Origin of the sequence: Streptococcus infantis (assembly GCF_047463315.1) — a bacterium.
GTDB lineage: Bacteria > Bacillota > Bacilli > Lactobacillales > Streptococcaceae > Streptococcus > Streptococcus infantis_AB.
In genome coordinates, this window is the sequence record NZ_JASHEB010000006.1 from 79,527 (window position 1) to 101,774 (window position 22,248).

Consider the following 22,248-nt stretch of genomic DNA (forward strand, 5'->3'; position numbering starts at 1 on the left):
AGGAGTATCATATGATTAACGCTTATAAAAATTTCTTTAAAGGGTTTGCAGACTTTTCAGGCCGTTCAACGCGTCCGGATTTTTGGTGGGTTTGGATAATGAACACTATTTTGTCCATTCCTCTTTATATTACCTATTTTCAGGCTGTCTTCGCTGAAGAAGAAGTAGCAGACCCTATCGCAAGTGTGGGAATTCTGAGTTTTTATATCATTTTTTATCTAGTGATATTCATACCGAGTATCGCTCTAAGAGTTCGTCGTTTACGTGACGCAGGATTTCACTGGGCCTTCATTTTTCTCGCTTTCGCTCCAATGGGAGGATTTATTCTTTTAGTCTTGCTTGCAATGCCAACCAAGGAAGTAACTAGCTAATAAATGACAGATCAAAGCAAGAACAAATTAAAAAACACTCCAATTTAATTGGAGTGTTTTTTTAGGATTTCAATTATAGTTGATGTAAAATGTCTGCTGGTTGATGTGCGACCCAGTCAGGTTGATAGGTCATGAGGTCCTTCTCGTCACCAAATCCCCAAGTAACCGCTAGTTTTTTAATGCCAGTTTCTTGGGCGCCAATCATATCAAATTTAGTATCTCCGATAAGGACCACTTTTTCTGGATCGAATTTATGAGTTGTCAAAGCTTGATGAATGACATCTGCCTTATGCACCGCTTGAGGACTTGAACCATAGATGCCGTCAAAGAAGTGATCGATTTCAAAATTAGCTGTCATATGGACTGCTGTCGGAGTATTTTTTGTTGTCGTGATATAGAGAGGATATTGTTGAGCTAGTTCAGTGAGTAGTTCCTTGATTTGTGGAAATAGTTGGGCTTCGTAAACTCCTTTTTCCTTATAGTAGGAACGATAAAGCTGGATAGCTAGCTCAATCTGCTCAGTTGGTAAGCAACTAGCGAAACTAGTTTCCAATGGCGGCCCCATAAAACCACGGATGGTTTTTGCATCTGGACTAGGGACTCCCAGTTGTTCAAAAGTATAGGTGAAGCCATTGTGAATACCGATAGAGCTGTCCACAAGGGTTCCATCTAAGTCGAAAAAGATGGCTGATAGGGATGACATTGATTCTCCTAGTAATCTTGAAATTATTCGCCGAAGATTTCTTTTTGAAGGCGACGGCCTGTCGGTGTGGCTGCAAGACCACCTTCGGCAGTTTCACGAAAGGCAGTTGGGAGGCTAGAGCCTACTTGGTACATGGCATCAATGACTTCGTCAACGGGGATTTTTGATTCGATACCAGCTAGAGCCATATCGGCTGCGATGAAGGCGAAACTTGCTCCCATGGCATTACGCTTAACACATGGAACCTCAACCAAACCTGCAACGGGATCGCAGATAAGACCGAGCATGTTTTTGATAACGAAGGCGATAGCCTGACTCGCTTGATAGGGAGTTCCACCTGCAGCTAGAGTTAGGGCAGCAGCGCTCATGGCAGAGGCAGATCCAACTTCGGCTTGACAGCCTCCTTCGGCTCCCGAGATAGAAGCGTTATTAGCAATGACGAGCCCAAAAGCACCGGCAGCAAAGAGAAAATCTAGTTGTTGTTCATGCGTTAAATCTAACTTTTGAATAGCAGATGTGAGAACTGCAGGAAGACAACCTGCGCTACCTGCAGTTGGTGTCGCACACACAAGGCCCATCTTGGCATTGTGCTCATTAACGGCAATGGCGTTACGGGCGGCAGACAAGACAGTGAAGTCTGATAAGGTCTTTCCTTTTTTGATGTAGTGGTCGAGCTTAGCTGCATCACCACCAGTCAAACCGCTACGAGATTTCTTTTCGCTGAGACCAAGCTCGACGGAAGCTTTCATGACTTCGAGGTTACGTTCCATGAGGAGGAGAACTTCTTCTCGCTCACGACCAGTTAGCTCATACTCAGTAGTAATCATGAGCTCAGCAACATTTCCTTGGAAGTCAAGTTCGGCTTGTTCGACTAATTCTTTGATAGAGTAAAACATATTTTCTCCTATTGAAAGAAATTGACATTGTGCAAATGAGGAATTTTCCGAATTTCTTCGATAGATTCTTCACAGTTGCGACTATCAACTTCAATAATCATGATTGCTTTCTCGCCAGCTTTTTCTCGAGTTACATTCATTTGGGCGATATTGATGCCAAAGCGAGAAAGAGCTTCAGTCACATGAGCAATCATACCTGGAACATCCTGATGGACTATGATGATGGTAGGGGTGTTCATGTTAAGAGATACGGCAAAACCATTTAATTCTGTCACCTGGATATTTCCACCGCCGATTGAGATTCCTGTTACACTGATAGTCTTGCGATCGTTCTTCACAGTGATTTTCGTGGTGTTTGGGTGGGGGGCATTACTGTCCTTTTGAATGGTCCATACAATTTTTATGCCACGCTTATGAGCAATTTCTAGACTATTTGGAATTTCTGGGTCATCAGTATCCATTCCTAAAATCCCAGCAACGAGGGCAAGATCGGTCCCGTGTCCGCGATAGGTTTTTGCAAAAGAATTAAAAAGCTGGAATTCGACTTCGGTTGGAGTATCATCAAAGATAGATGAAACAATTTTACCAATTCGAACAGCTCCTGCCGTGTGACTACTAGACGGTCCAATCATCACAGGACCAATAATATCAAAGACAGATTGAAAACGAAGTGATTGCATCTGTTTCCCCTTAAAAAGATTCTTACTTCTATTATAGCAAAGATTAGATGTAAGTGCTTAATTACTTTCTGAAATATATAAAAAGATTAAAAAGCTTTAATAACAAGGGTTTTGTAACAAAAAGTGGCTTTTTTAAGTAAATAAATCACAGTTTTGTAACATTTCTACACAAATTCGTTAACAAATAGTAATATTAGAAAGGTATCATGGTAGTATAAGAAAAAAGGAGAACTTTTTTAAATGAAATTAAACATTAAGACTAAACTTGCAGGATTTGCAGTTGTACTTGCTTTCCTTGCACCATCACTAACTTTTGCACAAGAAACAAAAACTTACACAGTTAAAGCTGGAGATACCCTCTCAGAAATTGCTGAAACTCACAACACAACAGTTGAAAAATTGGCTAAATTGAATAACATTAAAAATATTCACCTTATCTATGTTGACCAAGTATTGGTAATCGATGGTGAAGCTCCAGCTACTTCAACTACAACAGAAGCTCCTGTAGCAGAAGTTGAAGAAACTCCTGCAGTTGCTGAAACTACTGTAGAAGAAACTACATATGAAGCTACTTACGAAGCTCCAACACCTGCAGCAACAGAAAGCTATTCAGCCCCAGCTGCAACTGTAAGCGGATCTGAAGCAGAAGCGAAAGAATGGATCGCTCAAAAAGAATCAGGCGGTAGCTACACAGCTACAAACGGACGTTACATCGGACGTTACCAGTTGACAGATTCTTACTTGAACGGTGACTACTCAGCTGAAAACCAAGAACGTGTAGCAGACGCTTATGTTGCAGGACGTTACGGTTCATGGACAGCTGCTAAGAACTTCTGGCTTAACAACGGTTGGTATTAAGAAGATATAAAAAAGGAAGTCTCAATGACTTTCTTTTTTTGTTTACAAAAATATCAACTTCTCGCTCTAGATCTGTTAGTAAGTGCTCATCTTTTACTAGCTTAGCTAAGGAGAGTCCATTTTGTATCAACTGAGCATCATTAGTACAAATGCCTATACGAATATAGGAAAACGCAAGTGTGTCGTACTGTCTGCTTATTTTTGCTTCCTCCAAGAGAGTGTAGCAAAGCAGTTTGCAAAGTAACTTATCACCATTGTAAAGATAAAGAGTTGAGAGATTCAGCAGCAACATCATATTTTGTCATTTTTATTATATCTAAGCATGTCTACTAGTCCAATTATTGGACTAGTGATTGGACATACTGAAATAAATCCAATAAATTCTATTATTATAGCTCTTAGTACGATATGGGCATTAATTTTGATATTATCAAGGGTGTATAGAAAATATTTTTATAGAGACGAAGATGACTAAAGTTTTATCAATAATTGGCTCCATAATATCTATAGGGAATTTACCTACTACAAATATCATAGAGCCCTAAAAAAGAGCCTTAAACGGCTCTTTTTGTGTGTTTACATTTGATGAGAGATCATTATAAACATTGGTGTTGAGGGCTTACAAGTTTATGGGATTTCGCCATCTAGATTATTAGTTAGACGAACTGGTTGTATCGTTATTAGACTCTGATTGAGAACCTGAAGAATCAGCAGTTTGACCTCCTGTATTAGCGCTATTATCTCCTCCACTACTAGTACTACCAGATGAAGACTGCTCAGCTGCAGGTGCTTGGGAATTAGATATGCTTCCATTTGTTTCTGGATAGCTTTGAATATAGCTACTATCTTCTGAACGGCTGGCTTCTATTACGGCATCTCTAGTAGTCGTTTCTGTTTGGGTAGTTTTTTCTTCTTCTTTTTTGGTCAAGACTTCAACTTGTTTTTGGAATTTAGAGATTAGTTCTTGAATTGGTTTTATCTTTTCTTCAAGAACAACTTGGTCGCTGGCAGAATTAATGTTTTTAATGATGTCTATTATTTTTTGCAAGGAAGTGATGGCTGTCTCAAGTGTTTGTTTATCTTGAAACTGGCTATCAGAATCCTTTATATCTAATTTCAAAGCTTTTTCACTATAATGATTTGTGACTTTATCGGCAGTAGAAGCGAGAAAGTCTGCTAATGTCTTTTTTCCTTCATCAGTAGTTGGTTTTAATTCTTGAATTTTTTTCCAATCTTCTATAATGGTTTCAGAATCAATATTGAAGTCTTTAATGGCGTTTTTTACTTGTTCGACATCTTGTTGATTTTTTTGTTGTTTGATGAGAGCAACATTCCCTCTCTCTGCTTGGATTTTTTCTTGATGGAGGACTAAGCCTGTCAAAAGTCCAATACCTGCAATAAGTGTAATAATAAAAATAGTATTTTTTGATTTTAGAATATCTTTGTAGTTGTTCACATTAGTCCTACGCACATGGATGATGGTGTATATATGGAATCATGTGCGCACTCCTCCTTATTAAAGTATATCATTTTTAGTTGATTTTAAAAATAAGTTTTTAAAGAGAATAGAGATTTAGGGATGAATTGATTTCTTTTGTATCCTGATTTTCATGTGTTGACAGAAGAGGTTGATAGTTTGTCAGCATCTTCCTTGTCTTCTCTATCTAAGCATGTTATAATGAAAACTGCTCAAACGACCTTCAATCGTGATAGCAAACACGACCTTCAATCGTGAATAAACGAATAGATGGGAGAACTACCATGAGTGATAACTCTAAAACACGTGTTGTCGTGGGGATGAGTGGTGGTGTCGATTCGTCGGTGACGGCTCTTCTTCTCAAGGAGCAGGGCTACGATGTGATCGGTATCTTCATGAAGAACTGGGACGACACAGATGAAAACGGCGTCTGTACGGCGACCGAAGATTACAAGGATGTGGCTGCGGTGGCAGACCAGATTGGCATTCCTTACTACTCTGTCAATTTTGAAAAAGAGTACTGGGACCGCGTTTTCGAGTATTTCCTAGCGGAATACAGAGCAGGACGCACGCCAAATCCAGACGTTATGTGTAACAAGGAAATCAAGTTCAAGGCCTTTCTGGACTATGCCATGACCTTGGGAGCAGACTATGTGGCAACTGGGCACTATGCCCGTGTGGCGCGTGATGAGGATGGCATTGTTCACATGCTTCGTGGCGTGGACAATGGCAAGGATCAGACCTATTTTCTCAGCCAACTTTCGCAAGAACAACTCCAAAAGACTATGTTCCCACTGGGACATTTGGAAAAACCTGAAGTACGAAAAATAGCGGAAGAAGCAGGTCTTGCGACTGCTAAGAAGAAAGACTCGACAGGAATTTGCTTTATCGGAGAAAAGAACTTTAAAGAATTTCTCAGCAACTACTTACCAGCTCAGCCTGGTCGAATGATGACTGTGGATGGTCGCGATATGGGCGAGCATGCTGGTCTGATGTACTATACAATTGGTCAGCGTGGCGGCCTCGGTATCGGTGGGCAACACGGTGGGGACAATGCTCCTTGGTTCGTTGTCGGAAAAGACCTGAGCAAGAATATCCTCTATGTCGGCCAAGGCTTCTATCATGATTCGCTCATGTCAACAAGCTTAGAGGCTAGTCAAGTCCACTTTACTCGTGATATGCCAGAGGAATTTACGCTAGAATGCACGGCTAAATTCCGCTACCGTCAGCCTGACTCTAAGGTGACTGTACATGTCAAAGGGGATAAGGCAGAGGTCATCTTTGCGGAGCCACAGCGCGCCATTACACCAGGACAGGCAGTTGTCTTTTACGACGGTGAAGAGTGTCTCGGTGGTGGTTTGATTGACAATGCCTACCGTGATGGCAAGGTTTGTCAGTACATTTAGATTGACAAATGTTCTCAATTTGCTACAATAATAACAGCAATAGAAATGATGGTCAAAGCTCATGGATGTTGCAGGTCTTTTTGTCCTGCACTTCTTACGAGTTTTGACTGTTTTTGTGTCGTTTAAGGGAAAGGGTAACATGATTCAACAAGATTTTCGGACAAAAGTGGGAAATACGGTCTTTGGTGTTCGGGCGACAGCCTTAATTATCAATAATCGCCAGCTTCTAGTCACCAAAGATAAGGACCAGTATTACACTATTGGCGGTGCGATCCAAGTAAATGAAAGTACGGAAGATGCCCTAGTCCGCGAAGTGAGGGAAGAACTGGGTGTCAAAGCTCAAGCTGGACAACTAGCTTTCGTGGTTGAAAATCGTTTTGAACAGGACGGTGTTTCCTATCACAACATTGAGTTTCATTATCTGGTGAACCTGCTAGAGGATGCCCCATTGACCATGCAGGAAGATGATAAAAGGCAGCCCTGTGAGTGGATTGATTTGGATAAACTCCAGAATATCCAGCTGGTTCCAACCTTTTTAAAAACAGCCCTACCAGATTGGGACGGGCAACTAAGACACATTCACCTTGAAGAATAGGAGAGAAAATGACTTATAATTTTACGGAAGAATACGATATTATTGTAATCGGTGCGGGACATGCGGGGGTCGAAGCTTCCCTAGCTGCGAGCCGTATGGGCTGCAAGGCCTTGCTTGCGACTATCAACATTGAAATGTTGGCTTTCATGCCATGTAATCCGTCTATTGGTGGTTCTGCCAAGGGGATTGTCGTGCGTGAGGTAGATGCCCTTGGTGGCGAAATGGCTAAGACCATTGACAAGACTTACATCCAGATGAAGATGCTCAACACTGGGAAGGGACCAGCTGTCCGTGCCCTTCGTGCGCAGGCTGATAAGGAACTTTACTCTAAGGAAATGCGCAAGACGGTTGAAAATCAAGAAAATCTAACCCTTCGTCAAACTATGATTGATGAGATTTTGGTGGAAGAAGGCAAGGTTGTCGGTGTTCGTACAGCTACCCATCAGGAATATGCTGCCAAGGCTGTTATCGTGACCACAGGGACAGCCCTCCGTGGGGAAATCATCATCGGAGATCTCAAGTACTCATCAGGGCCAAACCACAGCCTAGCTTCTATAAACCTTGCTGACAATCTCAAGGAACTTGGACTTGAAATCGGTCGTTTCAAGACAGGAACGCCTCCACGTGTCAAGGCTTCCTCTATCAACTATGATGTGACAGAGATTCAGCCAGGAGATGAAACACCAAATCACTTCTCTTACACTTCACGCGATGAAGATTATGTTAAAGACCAAGTTCCATGCTGGTTAACCTACACCAATGGTACCAGTCATGAGATTATCCAAAACAACCTCCATCGTGCGCCTATGTTTACAGGTGTGGTTAAGGGAGTGGGACCTCGTTACTGTCCGTCGATTGAGGACAAGATTGTGCGTTTTGCAGACAAGGAACGTCACCAGCTTTTCCTTGAACCAGAAGGACGAAACACAGAAGAAGTTTATGTGCAAGGTCTCTCAACCAGTCTTCCTGAGGATGTCCAACGTGATTTGGTTCATTCCATCAAAGGTTTGGAAAATGCAGAGATGATGCGAACTGGTTATGCTATCGAGTACGACATGGTCTTGCCTCATCAGTTGCGTGCAACGCTTGAAACCAAGAAAATCTCAGGACTTTTCACTGCTGGCCAGACAAATGGAACGTCAGGTTACGAAGAAGCTGCTGGTCAAGGGATTATCGCGGGTATCAATGCGGCTCTGAAAATCCAAGGTAAGCCTGAGTTAATTCTAAAACGAAGCGACGGTTATATCGGAGTGATGATTGATGACTTGGTAACTAAGGGGACCATTGAACCTTACCGTCTCTTGACCAGTCGTGCAGAATACCGACTCATCCTCCGTCATGACAATGCCGATATGCGTTTGACTGAGATGGGGCGCGAGATTGGGCTTGTTGACGATGAACGTTGGGCTCGTTTTGAAATCAAGAAAAATCAATTTGAAAATGAAATGAAGCGTTTAGACAGCATCAAACTCAAGCCAGTCAAGGAAACAAATGCTAAGGTTGAGGAGATGGGCTTCAAGCCATTGACAGATGCGGTGACAGCCAAGGAATTCCTTCGTCGCCCAGAAGTGTCTTACCAAGATGTGGTGGCCTTCATCGGACCTGCTGCTGAAGAGTTAGATGACAAAATTATCGAATTGATTGAAACAGAAATCAAGTACGAAGGCTATATCTCAAAAGCCATGGATCAGGTTGCCAAGATGAAACGCATGGAAGAAAAACGGATTCCAGCGAATATTGACTGGGATGATATTGACTCTATCGCGACTGAAGCTCGCCAGAAGTTCAAGCTCATCAATCCAGAAACCATCGGCCAAGCTAGCCGTATTTCAGGTGTAAACCCAGCAGATATTTCAATTCTTATGGTGTATTTAGAAGGTAAAAATCGAAGCATTTCTAAAAACTTAGAAAAGAAAGCTGACTAAAAATAAAAAGCTGAATTCTCTTTTGAGAATTCAGTTTTTTAAATTTTTCTTCATTTTTCGAATTAAGAGAAAAGGAGAAATGACTATGCTTACAGTAGAAGAAAAAAATTTTTTAGACCGCTATAAAAGAGTTTCATATCATCGTTTTTATGAGATTGAACGCTTTGTTACCTTGTCTGAAAAGTTGAGCGAACGTCCGCCAAAGGCTGACAAGAACTAGACTTTTTGATATACTAGAACAAATTAAAATATAGGAGAGAGCGAATGAACGTATATGGCAGATTAGAAGACGAACCAACTCCAACTTGGATGGGAAGTCAGGATGCTCCAGTAGAAAATGAGGAGCAACTCGAGGTTGAAACTCGTCAGCCTGCCCGCTTACCATTTTTGAATATCCTCTTTTTGAGTACTATAGTGGTGCTTGTGTCCGTAATTTTACCCTTCTTCTTAGGGTTAATAAGTCCGGAGCAGTCTCAGGATTTTTATATTGGATGGGCTATGCATCAGAGTGGAGATATCTACGCAGATTATTTTGGAACTAGTGGTCTCCTCTATTACTTTTTACAGTATTTAACCAAGGGCAGTATTTTATTTGCCGTCTTTAATTGGTTGGCTTTAGTAGGTGCCGGATTCTTTCTTTTCCGTTCGGCTTACAATCTGACGGAACAAAATAAGCAATCGCAACAAGTATTGACAGTCTTTTATATCCTGGCTAGTGCTCTTAGTTTTGGTGGGGGCTATGCAACTATTCTTGCACTCCCATTCTTGTTCTATTCCTTGAGTTTAGTAACAGCTTATTTGGCAGAACCAAGCCTTGACAAAGGATTTATCCGTATCGGAGCTAGCTTAGCTCTAGCATTTTTCTTTGCACCTTTGGTTACAACTTTGTACGCCTTTGTCTTGTTTTTTGCTGTAACAGCTTTTAATGTTGGTCGCAAAAATTTGGCTCATGGTGTCTACCAATTTTTTGCAGCGGGCCTTGGTTTTTCAATTCTCTTTTATCCAATCGGATATTATACAGCTTATAAAGGTAGCTTTGGAAATGCGATTAGTCAAATCCTTTATCCATTAGATAGTTTAAACTTTACGTCTAACTCGGGATTACTCGACAATATCCTCTTTTATGGATTGTTAGCAATTGCTCTTGGAGCATTGACGTTTGCATTGACAGGTCTCTTCAAATATAAACCATTGAAGCAATCAGTCTTATCAATCACTGCTGCAATAGCTGTTGTTTTGGTATTAGTTTTAGAAATTTTCTCTACAGATCTTATCAATGGTAGTCGTATGGTTGAGTTACTTCCTTTCTTGTCGCTTCTTTTGCTGACACGAATTCCTACAGAGAAGCCAGAAGGAGCGAATCGTCGTAGAAGATCTAGAGAAGAAACTTCGGTATGGGGAGCTTTTGTAAAAGGAAATGCCTATCTACCAATTTTGGCTCTCGTTTATCTATTTTCAGCCCCTCTAGTATCACGATATTTACTTCATGCGGAACAATATCAAGAGCGCACAAGCATTGAAGCTAAGGTCAAAGGGGAAACTCAAGCTACAGATCGTATCTATGTTTGGGATAATCTGACAAGTAGCTATAAAGCTAGCGAACGCTTGTCTGCTAGTCAGTTGCTTTCGCCTAGATTGCATACAGGACTTGATGCAAATCGTACGAAGCTTGTAAATGATCTACGAGATAATCAACCAAAGATGATTGTAGTGAATACAAAAACAAGTCTATGGACAGAAGTTGAGCAACTTTTAGCTGAAAATTATCAAGCGGTTCAAAGTGAATTCAAAGATTTTAAACTCTACAAATTAAAATAAAAACTATCAATATCTTGTGTAATTTTAAAAAAATTTTATTTTTTGACACAAGATATTGATTTTTATTTTTTTAGTGATATAATACTTTTTAGAATCAATATTATATTTAAGAAAAGGGTATGGATATGATTGTATTGGAAGAGAAGGCTGTCCCTGATCCGACTTTATTCGTCGAAAAACGTGACGGCAGACGTGTAATTTTTGATGTAGACAAGATTGACAAAGCGCTTCATAAGGCTGCTGAAAAGGTTATGGATGTAACCCCTTTGGTTGAAAAACGACTTAGTACCCTAGTTGAACGTATCGTCGAAGAGATTCATAGCCGTTTCCCACAAGGTGTAAAAATCTATGAAATTCAAAACATCGTAGAGCACGAGTTGTTGGAAGCTAAAGAATATGCCTTGGCCGAGGAGTATATTACCTATCGAACACAAAGGGATTTTGAGCGCTCAAAAGCGACAGATATCAACTTTAGTATTCATAAACTTCTTAACAAAGATCAGGCAGTTGTCAATGAAAATGCCAATAAAGACAGTGATGTCTTTAACACTCAGCGTGATTTGACGGCAGGGATTGTTGGGAAATCCATCGGACTTCAAATGCTTCCTAAACATGTGGCTAATGCCCATCAAAAAGGGGATATCCACTATCATGATTTGGACTACAGTCCCTATACCCCTATGACTAACTGCTGTTTGATTGATTTCAAGGGTATGTTGGAAAATGGTTTTAAGATTGGAAATGCTGAGGTAGAGAGTCCCAAGTCTATCCAAACTGCGACAGCGCAAATTTCACAAATCATCGCAAACGTCGCATCAAGTCAGTATGGAGGCTGTTCAGCAGACCGTATTGATGAAGTTTTGGCTCCTTATGCAGAGAAAAATTACCAAAAGCACCTCAAGGATGCGGAGGAATGGGTTCTGCCTGACAAGCGCCAAGAATATGCCTGGAAGAAAACCCAAAAAGACATCTACGATGCCATGCAATCTCTAGAGTACGAGATTAATACCCTCTTTACATCAAATGGGCAAACGCCATTTACCTCTCTTGGTTTCGGTCTAGGAACCAGTCGTTTTGAACGTGAAATTCAAAAGGCAATCCTGAACATTCGTATCAAGGGGCTTGGTTCCGAACACCGTACAGCCATCTTCCCTAAACTCATCTTTACTCTTAAAAGAGGTCTTAACTTAGAGGAAGGCTCACCTAACTACGACATCAAGCAGTTGGCTCTTGAGTGTGCAACTAAGCGCATGTACCCGGATGTCTTGTCTTATGATAAGATTGTCGAGTTGACTGGTTCTTTCAAGGTTCCGATGGGATGCCGTTCATTCCTTCAAGGATGGAAGGATGAAAATGGAGTTGAAGTTAATTCGGGTCGTATGAACCTAGGTGTGGTAACGGTCAATCTTCCTCGGATTGCTCTTGAATCCGAAGGCGACATGAATAAGTTCTGGGAAATCTTCAATGAGCGTATGAATATCGCGGAAGATGCCTTGGTTTACCGTGTGGAAAGAACCAAGGAAGCCACTCCAGCTAATGCACCAATTCTTTATCAATATGGAGCCTTCGGACGTCGTCTTGGAAAAGAAGAAAGTGTTGATCAACTCTTTAAGAATCGTCGTGCAACTATTTCTCTGGGCTATATTGGCTTGTACGAGGTAGCGACAGTCTTCTTTGGTAATAATTGGGAAAATAATCCAGAAGCAAAAGAGTTCACCCTTGATATTATTCGCGATATGAAACGTCGAGTAGAAGAATGGTCTGACCAATATGGTTACCATTTCTCTATCTATTCAACACCGTCTGAAAGTTTGACAGACCGCTTCTGTCGCTTGGATACGGAGAAATTCGGCTCTATTCCAGATATTACAGATAAAGAATACTACACAAATTCCTTCCATTATGATGTCCGCAAAAATCCAACACCGTTTGAAAAGTTAGACTTTGAGAAAGTCTACCCAGAAGCAGGTGCATCGGGTGGCTTTATCCACTACTGCGAGTACCCAGTTCTCCAACAAAATCCAAAAGCTTTGGAAGCTGTGTGGGACTATGCTTATGACCGTGTAGGTTATCTCGGAACCAATACTCCGATTGACCGTTGCTACAAGTGTGATTTTGAAGGAGATTTTGAACCGACTGAGAGAGGATTTGCTTGTCCTAACTGTGGGAATAATGATCCTAAAACAGTAGATGTGGTTAAACGGACCTGTGGCTATCTTGGGAACCCACAAGCGCGTCCGATGGTTAATGGACGCCACAAGGAAATTGCTGCGCGTGTCAAACACATGAACGGTTCTACTATCAAAACAGCAGGACATGAAGTAAGAAATTAGAAAGAGATAGCATGGGGAAATATCAATTAGATGATAAAGGCAAGGCCTTGGTTCAACGATTCCACGAAAAACATTCAAAGGGTGGAGTCAATAAAAAAGACAGAGTAGCTAGCCTTAGAGAACAGTTTTTAAACAAAAATAAGAAAAAGTGAGAGTTGCCTCTCGCTTTTCTCTTAATTGGAGGTAAAAATGATACTACGCAGACCAACATTGGCAGATAAAGAAACAGTTTTAGAGATGATGGCAGAGTTTGAACAGACTCAATCAGCCCACGATGGTGGGTTTTGGAACGCCAACAATTTTGTTTATGAAGAGTGGCTAGAAGAAAATCTTCAATCGGAAGCGGGACTCAATATTCCTGAAAACTGGGTTCCTGCTATCCAGCTGGTTAGTTTTGACGTAGCAGGCCAGGCTCTTGGCTTTCTCAACCTTCGTCTCCGATTAAATGACTACTTACTAGAAAAAGGGGGCCATATTGGCTATTCCATCCGACCGTCTGAAAGAGGCAAAGGCTACGCCAAAGAGTCCCTCCGACAAGGTCTACAAATTGCCAAGAAAAAGAATATCAAACGTGCACTGGTAACTTGTAGCACAGAAAATCCTGCCAGCCGAGCTGTTATCTTAGCTAATGGTGGTGTCTATGAGGATAATCGCAATGGAACGGAGCGCTATTGGATTGATGTCGATTAAGGAGGAAGCATGGAGCTAAGACGACCAACTTTGGAAGATAAAGAAGCGATATTAGAGATGATTGCGGAGTTCGATGCAGCAAAATCCTATATGCACGGTGGCATGGGCTCCGCTTGGAAGCGAGCAAAGGATTATGAGGATTGTTTAAAGATTGTAGAGCAGCAAGAGGATGCTGCCAACCTGCCAGTAGGCTGGGTTCCTGCAATCAAATTTTTATCCTTTGGTGAGACTGGCTTGCCTTTGGGATTTTTAGCCCTGCGCTTGTCCTTGAATGACAAATTATTTGTGGAAGGCGGTCATATTGGCTATTCTATCCGTCCCAGTCAACGAGGCAAAGGATATGGGAAGGAGCAGTTGAGATTAGGACTAGCAGAGGCTCGAAAGCAAGGATTGGAACGAGTGCTGATTACCTGCGATGAGGACAACGAAGCCAGCCGCCGCACGATTCTCTTCGCTGGCGGTGTTTACGAAAATACAATCGATAGAAGTCAGCGCTATTGGGTAGACTTGGAGTAGACAGCATGACATGGAATACACCAAAACCAGGCGAGTGGAAAAGTGAAGAACTCAGTCAGGGGCGTATCATTGACTATAAGGCTTTTAACTTTGTGGATGGAGAAGGAGTGCGCAACTCCCTTTACGTAGCAGGATGTATGTTTCACTGTGAGGGCTGTTACAACGTAGCGACCTGGTCCTTTAATGCAGGCATACCTTATACCCCAGAGTTAGAAGAACAAATCATGGCAGACCTTGCTCAGCCTTATGTTCAAGGCTTGACTTTATTAGGAGGAGAACCCTTCCTAAATACAGGAATTCTCTTGCCTATCGTGAAACGTATACGGAAAGAATTGCCAGAAAAAGATATCTGGTCTTGGACGGGATACACATGGGAAGAGATGATGTTGGAGACACCTGATAAACTGGAACTCTTGTCGCTGATTGATATCCTGGTCGATGGACGGTATGATAAAAGCAAGCGTAATCTCATGCTTCAGTTCCGCGGCTCATCCAATCAACGAATTATCGATGTGCAAAAATCCCTCAAAAGTGGGCAAGTGGTGATTTGGGACAAGCTTAATGACGGAAAAGAAAGCTATGAACAGGTGAAGAGAGAATGAAGAAAAAAGACCTGATAGAACAACTGGTTTCAGAGATTGAAACGGGTAGAATTAGGACGCTAGGGATCTACGGTCATGGGGCTTCAGGGAAATCAACCTTCGCTCAGGAATTATATCAAGCCCTAGATTCTACTACAGTAAATTTGCTAGAAACAGATCCCTATATCACCTCAGACCGTCACCTGGTAGTACCAAAGCAAGCACCTGATCAAAAGGTGACAGCTTGTTTGCCAGTGGCGCATGAACTGGCAAGTTTGCAGAGAGATATTCTCGCCCTACAGGCGGGTATGGATGTCTTAACCATAGATGAACCTTGGAAAGCTAGTGAAATCTTGTCTGGATCAAAACCAATTCTGATAGTCGAAGGGATGTCTGTGGGTTTTCTACCCAAGGAACTCTTTGACAAAACTGTCTGTTTCTACACGAATGAAGAGACCGAATTAAAGAGGCGTCTAGCTCGAGATACGACTGTGAGAAATAGCGTTGCATCCTTTATATTGGCTAGTCAGCAAATGAGACGAGAACAGTATCTGCGATACTATAAAGAAACTGATTCAAAAGCGGATATCTTGATAAATCAATCAAATGATAAATTTCAGATCAAAACGAACATTATATAGAAGAAAAAATAAAAATTCGCTCTTCATTTATGCGTTTTTGAGATAAGGAGCGATAAGAAAACAGTTTCATTCGAAAAATTAAAAAAATCCTGTCAAATCCCTTGCAATCGCAGGGGCTTTGTGTTATTCTATTATGGTGCTGTAAATTACAGCCTTAGCTTTGATGCAAGAGGTTGCGACACGCTCGGTTGCATTGCCACGCAACGCGCGTCGGTTTTCTTGTGGAGCTAGCCTATTATCTTAAATAGACGAAAAGGAGAAAAAGATGGCAAACAAAAAAATCCGTATCCGTTTGAAAGCTTACGAACACCGTACGCTTGACACAGCGGCTGCTAAAATCGTAGAATCAGCTACTCGTACAGGTGCAGAAGTTGCAGGTCCAATCCCGCTTCCAACTGAACGTAGCCTCTACACAATTATTCGTGCGACTCACAAATATAAAGACTCTCGCGAACAATTCGAAATGCGTACACACAAACGTTTGATCGATATCATCAACCCAACTCAAAAAACAGTTGACGCTTTGATGAAATTGGATCTTCCAAGTGGTGTAAACGTAGAAATCAAACTTTAATCTGAAGTTTGAAACTTTGAGCATAAAAAACGCTCGTTAAAAACTTTTTGAATAAAAAATATAGAAAAGGAACTATTTTCTCATGACAAAAGGAATCTTAGGGAAAAAAGTGGGAATGACTCAAATCTTCACTGAAGCTGGCGAATTGATCCCTGTAACAGTTATCGAAGCAACTCCAAACGTTGTTCTTCAAGTTAAAACTGTTGAAACAGATGGTTACAACGCTATCCAAGTTGGTTTCGATGACAAACGCGAAGTATTGAGCAACAAACCTGCTAAAGGACATGTGGCAAAAGCTAACACGGCTCCTAAGCGCTTCATTCGTGAATTCAAAAACGTTGAAGGCTTGGAAGTTGGTGCTGAAATCACAGTTGAAACTTTCGCAGCTGGAGACATTGTTGATGTAACTGGTACATCTAAAGGTAAAGGTTTCCAAGGTGTTATCAAACGCCACGGACAATCACGTGGACCTATGGCTCACGGTTCTCGTTACCACCGTCGTCCAGGTTCTATGGGACCTGTTGCACCTAACCGCGTATTCAAAGGTAAAAACCTTGCAGGACGTATGGGTGGCGACCGTGTAACAATTCAAAACCTTGAAGTTGTACAAGTTGTTCCAGAAAAGAACGTTATCCTTATCAAAGGTAACGTACCAGGTGCTAAGAAATCTCTTATCACTATCAAGTCAGCAGTTAAAGCTGGTAAATAATAAGGAAAGGGGAATACAGTCAAAATGGCAAATGTAACATTATTCGACCAAACTGGTAAACAAGCGGGCGAAGTTGTTCTTAACGATGCAATCTTTGGTATCGAACCAAACCAATCTGTTGTGTTTGATGTGATCATCAGCCAACGTGCTAGCCTTCGTCAAGGAACTCATGCAGTTAAAAACCGCTCAGCTGTTTCAGGTGGCGGACGCAAACCATGGCGTCAAAAAGGAACTGGACGTGCTCGTCAAGGTTCTATCCGCTCTCCACAATGGCGTGGTGGTGGAATTGTCTTCGGACCAACTCCACGTAGCTATGCGTACAAACTTCCTCAAAAAGTTCGTCGCCTTGCGCTTAAATCTGTTTACTCAGAAAAAGTTGCTGAAAACAAATTTGTAGCCGTTGATTCTCTTGAATTTACAGCTCCAAAAACTGCTGAATTTGCAAAAGTTCTTGCAGCTTTGAGCATCGATTCTAAAGTCCTTGTTATTCTTGAAGAAGGAAACGAATTCGCAGCTCTCTCAGCTCGTAACCTTCCAAACGTGAAAGTTGCGACTGCTACCACTGCAAGTGTTCTTGACATCGCAAATAGTGACAAACTTCTTGTTACTCAAGCAGCTATCTCTAAAATCGAGGAGGTTCTTGCATAATGAATTTGTATGATGTTATCAAAAAACCTGTTATCACTGAAAGCTCAATGGCTCAACTTGAAGCAGGGAAATATGTATTTGAAGTTGACACTCGTGCACACAAACTTTTAATCAAGCAAGCTGTTGAAGCTGCTTTCGAAGGTGTTAAAGTTGCAAATGTTAACACAATCAACGTGAAACCTAAAGCTAAACGTGTTGGACGTTACACTGGTTTTACTAACAAAACTAAAAAAGCTATCATCACTCTTACAGCTGATTCAAAAGCAATCGAGTTGTTTGCAGCTGAAGCTGAATAATCTAAGGAGGAAATATCGTGGGAATTCGTGTTTATAAACCAACAACAAACGGTCGCCGTAATATGACTTCTTTGGATTTCGCTGAAATCACAACAAGTACACCAGAAAAATCATTGCTTGTTGCTTTGAAGAACAAGGCAGGTCGTAACAACAATGGTCGTATCACTGTTCGTCACCAAGGTGGTGGACACAAACGTTTCTACCGTTTGGTTGACTTTAAACGTAACAAAGACAACGTTGAAGCAGTTGTTAAAACTATCGAGTACGATCCAAACCGTTCTGCAAACATCGCTCTTGTACACTACACTGACGGTGTGAAAGCATACATCATCGCTCCAAAAGGTCTTGAAGTAGGTCAACGTATCGTTTCAGGTCCAGAAGCAGATATCAAAGTCGGAAACGCTCTTCCACTTGCTAACATCCCAGTTGGTACTTTGATCCACAACATCGAATTGAAACCAGGTCGTGGTGGAGAATTGGTACGTGCTGCTGGAGCTTCTGCTCAAGTATTGGGTCAAGAAGGTAAATACGTTCTTGTTCGTCTTCAATCAGGTGAAGTTCGTATGATTCTTGGAACTTGTCGTGCTACAGTTGGTGTTGTCGGAAACGAACAACATGGACTTGTAAACCTTGGTAAAGCAGGACGTAGCCGTTGGAAAGGTATCCGCCCAACAGTTCGTGGTTCTGTAATGAACCCTAACGATCACCCACACGGTGGTGGTGAAGGTAAAGCACCAGTTGGTCGTAAAGCACCATCAACTCCATGGGGCAAACCTGCTCTTGGTCTTAAAACTCGTAACAAGAAAGCGAAGTCTGACAAACTTATCGTTCGTCGTCGCAACGAGAAATAATTTAAAACTAGTCGCTTAAGCGCTAGATAATCCGCCAGCTCGGTAGCGCTCGTTGAGAACGCAAGCCGCTGTGGTACTATATTTAAAGGAGAAAATATAAAAATGGGACGCAGTCTTAAAAAAGGACCTTTCGTCGATGAGCATTTGATGAAAAAAGTTGAAGCTCAAGCTAACGACGAAAAGAAAAAAGTTATCAAAACTTGGTCACGTCGTTCAACGATCTTCCCAAGTTTCATTGGTTACACTATCGCAGTTTATGATGGACGTAAACACGTACCTGTTTACATCCAAGAAGACATGGTAGGTCACAAGCTTGGTGAATTTGCACCAACTCGTACTTACAAAGGTCACGCCGCAGACGACAAGAAGACACGTAGAAAATAAGGAGAACATAAATGGCAGAAATTACTTCAGCTAAAGCAATGGCTCGCACAGTACGTGTTTCACCTCGTAAATCACGTCTTGTTCTTGACAACATCCGTGGTAAAAGCGTAGCCGATGCAATCGCAATTTTGACATTCACTCCAAACAAAGCTGCTGAAATCATCTTGAAAGTTTTGAACTCAGCTGTAGCTAACGCTGAAAACAACTTTGGTTTGGATAAAGCTAACTTGGTAGTATCTGAAGCATTCGCAAACGAAGGACCAACTATGAAACGTTTCCGTCCACGTGCGAAAGGTTCAGCTTCACCAATCAACAAACGTACAGCTCACATCACTGTAGCTGTTGCAGAAAAATAAGGAGGTAAAATCGTGGGTCAAAAAGTACATCCAATTGGTATGCGTGTCGGCATCATCCGTGATTGGGATGCCAAATGGTATGCTGAAAAAGAATACGCGGATTACCTTCATGAAGATCTTGCAATCCGTAAATTCGTTCAAAAAGAACTAGCTGACGCAGCAGTTTCAACTATTGAAATCGAACGCGCAGTAAACAAAGTTAACGTTTCACTTCACACTGCTAAACCAGGTATGGTTATCGGTAAAGGTGGTGCTAACGTTGATGCACTCCGTGCAAAACTTAACAAATTGACTGGAAAACAAGTACACATCAACATCATCGAAATCAAACAACCTGATTTGGATGCTCACCTTGTTGGTGAAGGAATTGCTCGTCAATTGGAGCAACGTGTTGCTTTCCGTCGTGCACAAAAACAAGCAATCCAACGTGCAATGCGTGCTGGAGCTAAAGGAATTAAAACTCAAGTATCAGGTCGTTTGAACGGTGCAGATATCGCCCGTGCAGAAGGATACTCTGAAGGTACAGTTCCACTTCACACACTTCGCGCAGATATCGATTACGCTTGGGAAGAAGCAGATACTACATACGGTAAACTTGGTGTTAAAGTATGGATCTACCGTGGTGAAGTTCTTCCAGCTCGTAAAAACACTAAAGGAGGTAAATAACCAATGTTAGTACCTAAACGTGTTAAACACCGTCGTGAATTCCGTGGTAAAATGCGCGGTGAAGCTAAAGGTGGAAAAGAAGTGGCATTCGGTGAATACGGTCTTCAAGCTACAACTAGCCACTGGATCACTAACCGCCAAATCGAAGCTGCTCGTATCGCCATGACTCGTTACATGAAACGTGGTGGTAAAGTTTGGATTAAAATCTTCCCACACAAATCATACACAGCTAAAGCTATCGGGGTTCGTATGGGATCTGGTAAAGGGGCACCTGAAGGTTGGGTAGCACCAGTTAAACGTGGTAAAGTAATGTTTGAAGTTGCTGGTGTATCTGAAGAGATCGCTCGCGAAGCGCTTCGTCTTGCAAGCCACAAATTGCCAGTTAAATGTAAATTCGTAAAACGTGAAGCAGAATAAGGAGAAGGCATGAAACTTAATGAAGTAAAAGAATTTGTTAAAGAACTTCGTGGTCTTTCTCAAGAAGAACTCGCGAAGCGCGAAAACGAATTGAAAAAAGAATTGTTCGAACTTCGTTTCCAAGCTGCTACTGGTCAATTAGAACAAACAGCTCGCTTGAAAGAAGTTAAAAAACAAATCGCTCGTATCAAAACAGTTCAATCTGAAGCGAAATAATAGACTAGGGAAGGAGAATTTCAATGGAACGCAATAATCGTAAAGTTCTTGTTGGACGTGTTGTATCTGACAAAATGGACAAGACAATCACAGTTGTAGTTGAAACAAAACGTAACCACCCAGTCTATGGTAAACGTATTAACTACTCTAAAAAATACAAAGCACATGATGAAAACAATGTTGCCAAAGAAGGCGATATCGTACGTATCATGGAAACTCGCCCGCTTTCAGCTACAAAACGTTTCCGTCTTGTAGAAGTTGTTGAAGAAGCGGTTATCATCTAATCAAGCCTGAAAGGAGAAAACTGAAATGATTCAAACAGAAACTCGTTTGAAAGTCGCAGACAACAGCGGTGCACGCGAAATCTTGACTATCAAAGTTCTTGGTGGTTCTAAACGTAAATTTGCGAACATCGGTGATGTTATTGTGGCATCTGTAAAACAAGCTACTCCTGGTGGTGCGGTTAAAAAAGGTGACGTTGTTAAAGCAGTTATCGTTCGTACTAAATCAGGTGCTCGTCGTGCTGATGGTTCATACATCAAATTTGACGAAAACGCAGCAGTTATCATCCGTGACGACAAAACTCCTCGCGGAACACGTATCTTTGGCCCAGTTGCACGTGAATTGCGTGAAGGTGGCTTCATGAAGATCGTGTCACTTGCTCCAGAAGTACTTTAATCAATAAAAAAACAAACACAGTCCCCTGGCCTAGCCAGGGTGCCCATTGGGCGTAAGAATAAAAGGAGAAAAAAATGTTTGTAAAAAAAGGCGACAAAGTTCGCGTAATCGCTGGTAAAGATAAGGGAACAGAAGCTGTTGTCCTTACTGCCCTTCCAAAAGTAAACAAAGTTATCGTTGAAGGTGTTAACATCGTTAAGAAACACCAACGTCCAACAAACGAACTTCCTCAAGGTGGTATCATCGAGAAGGAAGCAGCTATCCACGTATCAAACGTTCAAGTTTTGGATAAAAATGGTGTAGCTGGTCGTGTTGGTTACAAATTTGTAGACGGTAAAAAAGTTCGCTACAACAAAAAATCAGGCGAAGTGCTTGATTAATCACGAAGGAAAGGAGAAGTATAATGGCAAATCGTTTAAAAGAAAAATATCTTAATGAAGTAGTTCCTGCTTTGACAGAACAATTTAACTACTCATCAGTGATGGCTGTTCCTAAAGTGGATAAGATCGTTTTGAACATGGGTGTGGGTGAAGCTGTATCAAACGCTAAAAGCCTTGAAAAAGCTGCTGAAGAATTAGCACTTATCTCAGGTCAAAAACCACTTATCACTAAAGCTAAAAAATCTATCGCCGGCTTCCGTCTTCGTGAAGGTGTTGCGATCGGTGCAAAAGTTACCCTTCGTGGTGAACGTATGTACGAATTCTTGGATAAATTGGTTTCAGTATCACTTCCACGTGTGCGTGACTTCCACGGTGTTCCAACAAAATCATTTGACGGACGCGGAAACTACACACTTGGTGTGAAAGAGCAATTGATTTTCCCAGAAATCAACTTTGATGACGTTGACAAAACTCGTGGTCTTGACATCGTTATCGTAACTACTGCTAACACTGACGAAGAGTCACGTGCATTGCTTACAGGCCTTGGAATGCCTTTTGCAAAATAATATAGGAGGTATAACTA

The 22,248-nt window shown here is 41.6% G+C and carries 32 protein-coding genes; 28 read left to right on the forward strand and 4 right to left on the reverse strand.

What is annotated here, in order from left to right; genetic code table 11:
* Window positions 1-11: 11 nt before the first annotated feature.
* Window positions 12-371: a DUF805 domain-containing protein gene (locus tag QM857_RS07490; protein ID WP_414275562.1), complete on the forward strand. Its 360-nt coding sequence runs from the start codon at window positions 12-14 to the stop codon at window positions 369-371.
* 73 nt (window positions 372-444) lie between these two features.
* Here the strand turns inward: QM857_RS07490 and QM857_RS07495 are convergent, their stop codons facing one another.
* Genes QM857_RS07495 through sdaAB form a run of 3 tightly spaced genes read right to left on the reverse strand, consistent with a single transcriptional unit; the run spans window position 445 to window position 2,650 of the window.
* Window positions 445-1,074, reverse strand: coding sequence for an HAD hydrolase-like protein (locus QM857_RS07495; RefSeq protein ID WP_414275563.1), 630 nt, complete (start codon window positions 1,072-1,074; stop codon window positions 445-447).
* Window positions 1,075-1,097: 23 nt separating this feature from the next.
* Window positions 1,098-1,970 carry an L-serine ammonia-lyase, iron-sulfur-dependent, subunit alpha gene (gene sdaAA, locus QM857_RS07500; RefSeq protein ID WP_004251056.1) on the reverse strand — a complete coding sequence of 291 codons (873 nt, stop codon included), beginning with the start codon at window positions 1,968-1,970 and terminating at the stop codon, window positions 1,098-1,100.
* 8 nt (window positions 1,971-1,978) lie between these two features.
* Window positions 1,979-2,650: an L-serine ammonia-lyase, iron-sulfur-dependent subunit beta gene (sdaAB, locus tag QM857_RS07505; protein ID WP_004251057.1), complete on the reverse strand. Its 672-nt coding sequence runs from the start codon at window positions 2,648-2,650 to the stop codon at window positions 1,979-1,981.
* Between the two features lie 240 nt (window positions 2,651-2,890).
* Here sdaAB and QM857_RS07510 point away from each other — a divergent pair, with 240 nt between their 5' ends.
* Window positions 2,891-3,508, forward strand: coding sequence for a LysM peptidoglycan-binding domain-containing protein (locus tag QM857_RS07510; protein WP_414275564.1), 618 nt, complete (start codon window positions 2,891-2,893; stop codon window positions 3,506-3,508).
* Window positions 3,509-3,785: 277 nt separating this feature from the next.
* Entirely contained in the window at window positions 3,786-3,983 is a 198-nt protein-coding gene (locus QM857_RS07515) for a hypothetical protein (protein ID WP_414275587.1), read from the forward strand.
* Window positions 3,984-4,160: 177 nt separating this feature from the next.
* Here QM857_RS07515 and QM857_RS07520 read toward each other — a convergent pair whose 3' ends face one another.
* Complete coding sequence (locus QM857_RS07520; protein ID WP_414275565.1) at window positions 4,161-4,964, reverse strand: hypothetical protein; 804 nt, start codon at window positions 4,962-4,964, stop codon at window positions 4,161-4,163.
* Window positions 4,965-5,269: 305 nt separating this feature from the next.
* Between QM857_RS07520 and mnmA the strand changes: the two genes are divergently transcribed.
* The 25 genes from mnmA to rplE all read left to right on the forward strand — a co-directional run bounded on the left by mnmA (window position 5,270) and on the right by rplE (window position 22,231).
* Window positions 5,270-6,391 (forward strand): tRNA 2-thiouridine(34) synthase MnmA, encoded by a 1,122-nt coding sequence (mnmA, locus tag QM857_RS07525; RefSeq protein ID WP_414275566.1) that lies wholly within the window; start codon window positions 5,270-5,272, stop codon window positions 6,389-6,391.
* Window positions 6,392-6,530: 139 nt separating this feature from the next.
* Complete coding sequence (locus tag QM857_RS07530) at window positions 6,531-6,986, forward strand: NUDIX hydrolase (RefSeq protein WP_414275567.1); 456 nt, start codon at window positions 6,531-6,533, stop codon at window positions 6,984-6,986.
* 8 nt (window positions 6,987-6,994) lie between these two features.
* The gene (gene mnmG / locus QM857_RS07535) at window positions 6,995-8,911 is read left to right on the forward strand and encodes a tRNA uridine-5-carboxymethylaminomethyl(34) synthesis enzyme MnmG (RefSeq protein WP_414275568.1); all 1,917 of its coding nucleotides are present in this window, start codon (window positions 6,995-6,997) and stop codon (window positions 8,909-8,911) included.
* Window positions 8,912-8,996: 85 nt separating this feature from the next.
* Entirely contained in the window at window positions 8,997-9,131 is a 135-nt protein-coding gene (locus QM857_RS07540) for a hypothetical protein (RefSeq protein WP_024054483.1), read from the forward strand.
* Window positions 9,132-9,175: 44 nt separating this feature from the next.
* On the forward strand, window positions 9,176-10,729 hold the full coding sequence (locus tag QM857_RS07545) for a damage-inducible protein CinA (RefSeq protein WP_414275569.1): 1,554 nt from the start codon (window positions 9,176-9,178) through the stop codon (window positions 10,727-10,729).
* Between the two features lie 125 nt (window positions 10,730-10,854).
* Window positions 10,855-13,062, forward strand: a complete 2,208-nt coding sequence (nrdD, locus tag QM857_RS07550; RefSeq protein WP_414275588.1) for an anaerobic ribonucleoside-triphosphate reductase — start codon at window positions 10,855-10,857, stop codon at window positions 13,060-13,062.
* 11 nt (window positions 13,063-13,073) lie between these two features.
* A complete protein-coding gene (locus QM857_RS07555; RefSeq protein ID WP_000521611.1) occupies window positions 13,074-13,214 on the forward strand; it encodes a hypothetical protein in 141 nt (46 codons plus the stop codon).
* Window positions 13,215-13,251: 37 nt separating this feature from the next.
* Complete coding sequence (locus QM857_RS07560; RefSeq protein ID WP_414275570.1) at window positions 13,252-13,752, forward strand: GNAT family N-acetyltransferase; 501 nt, start codon at window positions 13,252-13,254, stop codon at window positions 13,750-13,752.
* Between the two features lie 9 nt (window positions 13,753-13,761).
* Window positions 13,762-14,268 (forward strand): GNAT family N-acetyltransferase, encoded by a 507-nt coding sequence (locus tag QM857_RS07565; protein WP_414275571.1) that lies wholly within the window; start codon window positions 13,762-13,764, stop codon window positions 14,266-14,268.
* A gap of 5 nt (window positions 14,269-14,273) precedes the next feature.
* Window positions 14,274-14,870, forward strand: coding sequence for an anaerobic ribonucleoside-triphosphate reductase activating protein (gene nrdG / locus QM857_RS07570; RefSeq protein WP_414275572.1), 597 nt, complete (start codon window positions 14,274-14,276; stop codon window positions 14,868-14,870).
* Entirely contained in the window at window positions 14,867-15,490 is a 624-nt protein-coding gene (locus tag QM857_RS07575; RefSeq protein WP_414275573.1) for a uridine kinase family protein, read from the forward strand. Before nrdG ends, QM857_RS07575 begins: the two co-directional genes overlap by 4 nt.
* 265 nt (window positions 15,491-15,755) lie before the next feature.
* On the forward strand, window positions 15,756-16,064 hold the full coding sequence (gene rpsJ, locus QM857_RS07580) for a 30S ribosomal protein S10 (protein WP_001284511.1): 309 nt from the start codon (window positions 15,756-15,758) through the stop codon (window positions 16,062-16,064).
* Window positions 16,065-16,146: 82 nt separating this feature from the next.
* Entirely contained in the window at window positions 16,147-16,773 is a 627-nt protein-coding gene (gene rplC / locus QM857_RS07585) for a 50S ribosomal protein L3 (RefSeq protein ID WP_004251088.1), read from the forward strand.
* A gap of 24 nt (window positions 16,774-16,797) precedes the next feature.
* Entirely contained in the window at window positions 16,798-17,421 is a 624-nt protein-coding gene (gene rplD, locus QM857_RS07590; RefSeq protein ID WP_000024549.1) for a 50S ribosomal protein L4, read from the forward strand.
* Entirely contained in the window at window positions 17,421-17,717 is a 297-nt protein-coding gene (locus tag QM857_RS07595) for a 50S ribosomal protein L23 (RefSeq protein ID WP_001055347.1), read from the forward strand. The genes rplD and QM857_RS07595 overlap by 1 nt, the downstream gene beginning before the upstream one ends.
* A 17-nt stretch (window positions 17,718-17,734) precedes the next feature.
* Window positions 17,735-18,568 (forward strand): 50S ribosomal protein L2, encoded by an 834-nt coding sequence (rplB, locus tag QM857_RS07600; RefSeq protein ID WP_000512905.1) that lies wholly within the window; start codon window positions 17,735-17,737, stop codon window positions 18,566-18,568.
* 102 nt (window positions 18,569-18,670) lie between these two features.
* Window positions 18,671-18,952, forward strand: coding sequence for a 30S ribosomal protein S19 (rpsS, locus tag QM857_RS07605; protein ID WP_000533766.1), 282 nt, complete (start codon window positions 18,671-18,673; stop codon window positions 18,950-18,952).
* Between the two features lie 11 nt (window positions 18,953-18,963).
* The gene (gene rplV, locus QM857_RS07610) at window positions 18,964-19,308 is read left to right on the forward strand and encodes a 50S ribosomal protein L22 (RefSeq protein WP_000818137.1); all 345 of its coding nucleotides are present in this window, start codon (window positions 18,964-18,966) and stop codon (window positions 19,306-19,308) included.
* A 12-nt stretch (window positions 19,309-19,320) separates the two neighbouring features.
* The gene (rpsC, locus tag QM857_RS07615; RefSeq protein ID WP_000529936.1) at window positions 19,321-19,974 is read left to right on the forward strand and encodes a 30S ribosomal protein S3; all 654 of its coding nucleotides are present in this window, start codon (window positions 19,321-19,323) and stop codon (window positions 19,972-19,974) included.
* Window positions 19,975-19,977: 3 nt separating this feature from the next.
* The gene (gene rplP / locus QM857_RS07620; protein ID WP_000960948.1) at window positions 19,978-20,391 is read left to right on the forward strand and encodes a 50S ribosomal protein L16; all 414 of its coding nucleotides are present in this window, start codon (window positions 19,978-19,980) and stop codon (window positions 20,389-20,391) included.
* Window positions 20,392-20,400: 9 nt separating this feature from the next.
* The gene (gene rpmC / locus QM857_RS07625; RefSeq protein ID WP_000772918.1) at window positions 20,401-20,607 is read left to right on the forward strand and encodes a 50S ribosomal protein L29; all 207 of its coding nucleotides are present in this window, start codon (window positions 20,401-20,403) and stop codon (window positions 20,605-20,607) included.
* A gap of 23 nt (window positions 20,608-20,630) precedes the next feature.
* A complete protein-coding gene (rpsQ, locus tag QM857_RS07630; protein ID WP_000440801.1) occupies window positions 20,631-20,891 on the forward strand; it encodes a 30S ribosomal protein S17 in 261 nt (86 codons plus the stop codon).
* Window positions 20,892-20,916: 25 nt separating this feature from the next.
* A complete protein-coding gene (rplN, locus tag QM857_RS07635) occupies window positions 20,917-21,285 on the forward strand; it encodes a 50S ribosomal protein L14 (protein ID WP_000616547.1) in 369 nt (122 codons plus the stop codon).
* A 74-nt stretch (window positions 21,286-21,359) separates the two neighbouring features.
* On the forward strand, window positions 21,360-21,665 hold the full coding sequence (gene rplX, locus QM857_RS07640; protein WP_000497691.1) for a 50S ribosomal protein L24: 306 nt from the start codon (window positions 21,360-21,362) through the stop codon (window positions 21,663-21,665).
* A 23-nt stretch (window positions 21,666-21,688) separates the two neighbouring features.
* Window positions 21,689-22,231 carry a 50S ribosomal protein L5 gene (rplE, locus tag QM857_RS07645; RefSeq protein ID WP_000013542.1) on the forward strand — a complete coding sequence of 181 codons (543 nt, stop codon included), beginning with the start codon at window positions 21,689-21,691 and terminating at the stop codon, window positions 22,229-22,231.
* Window positions 22,232-22,248 lie beyond the last annotated feature (17 nt).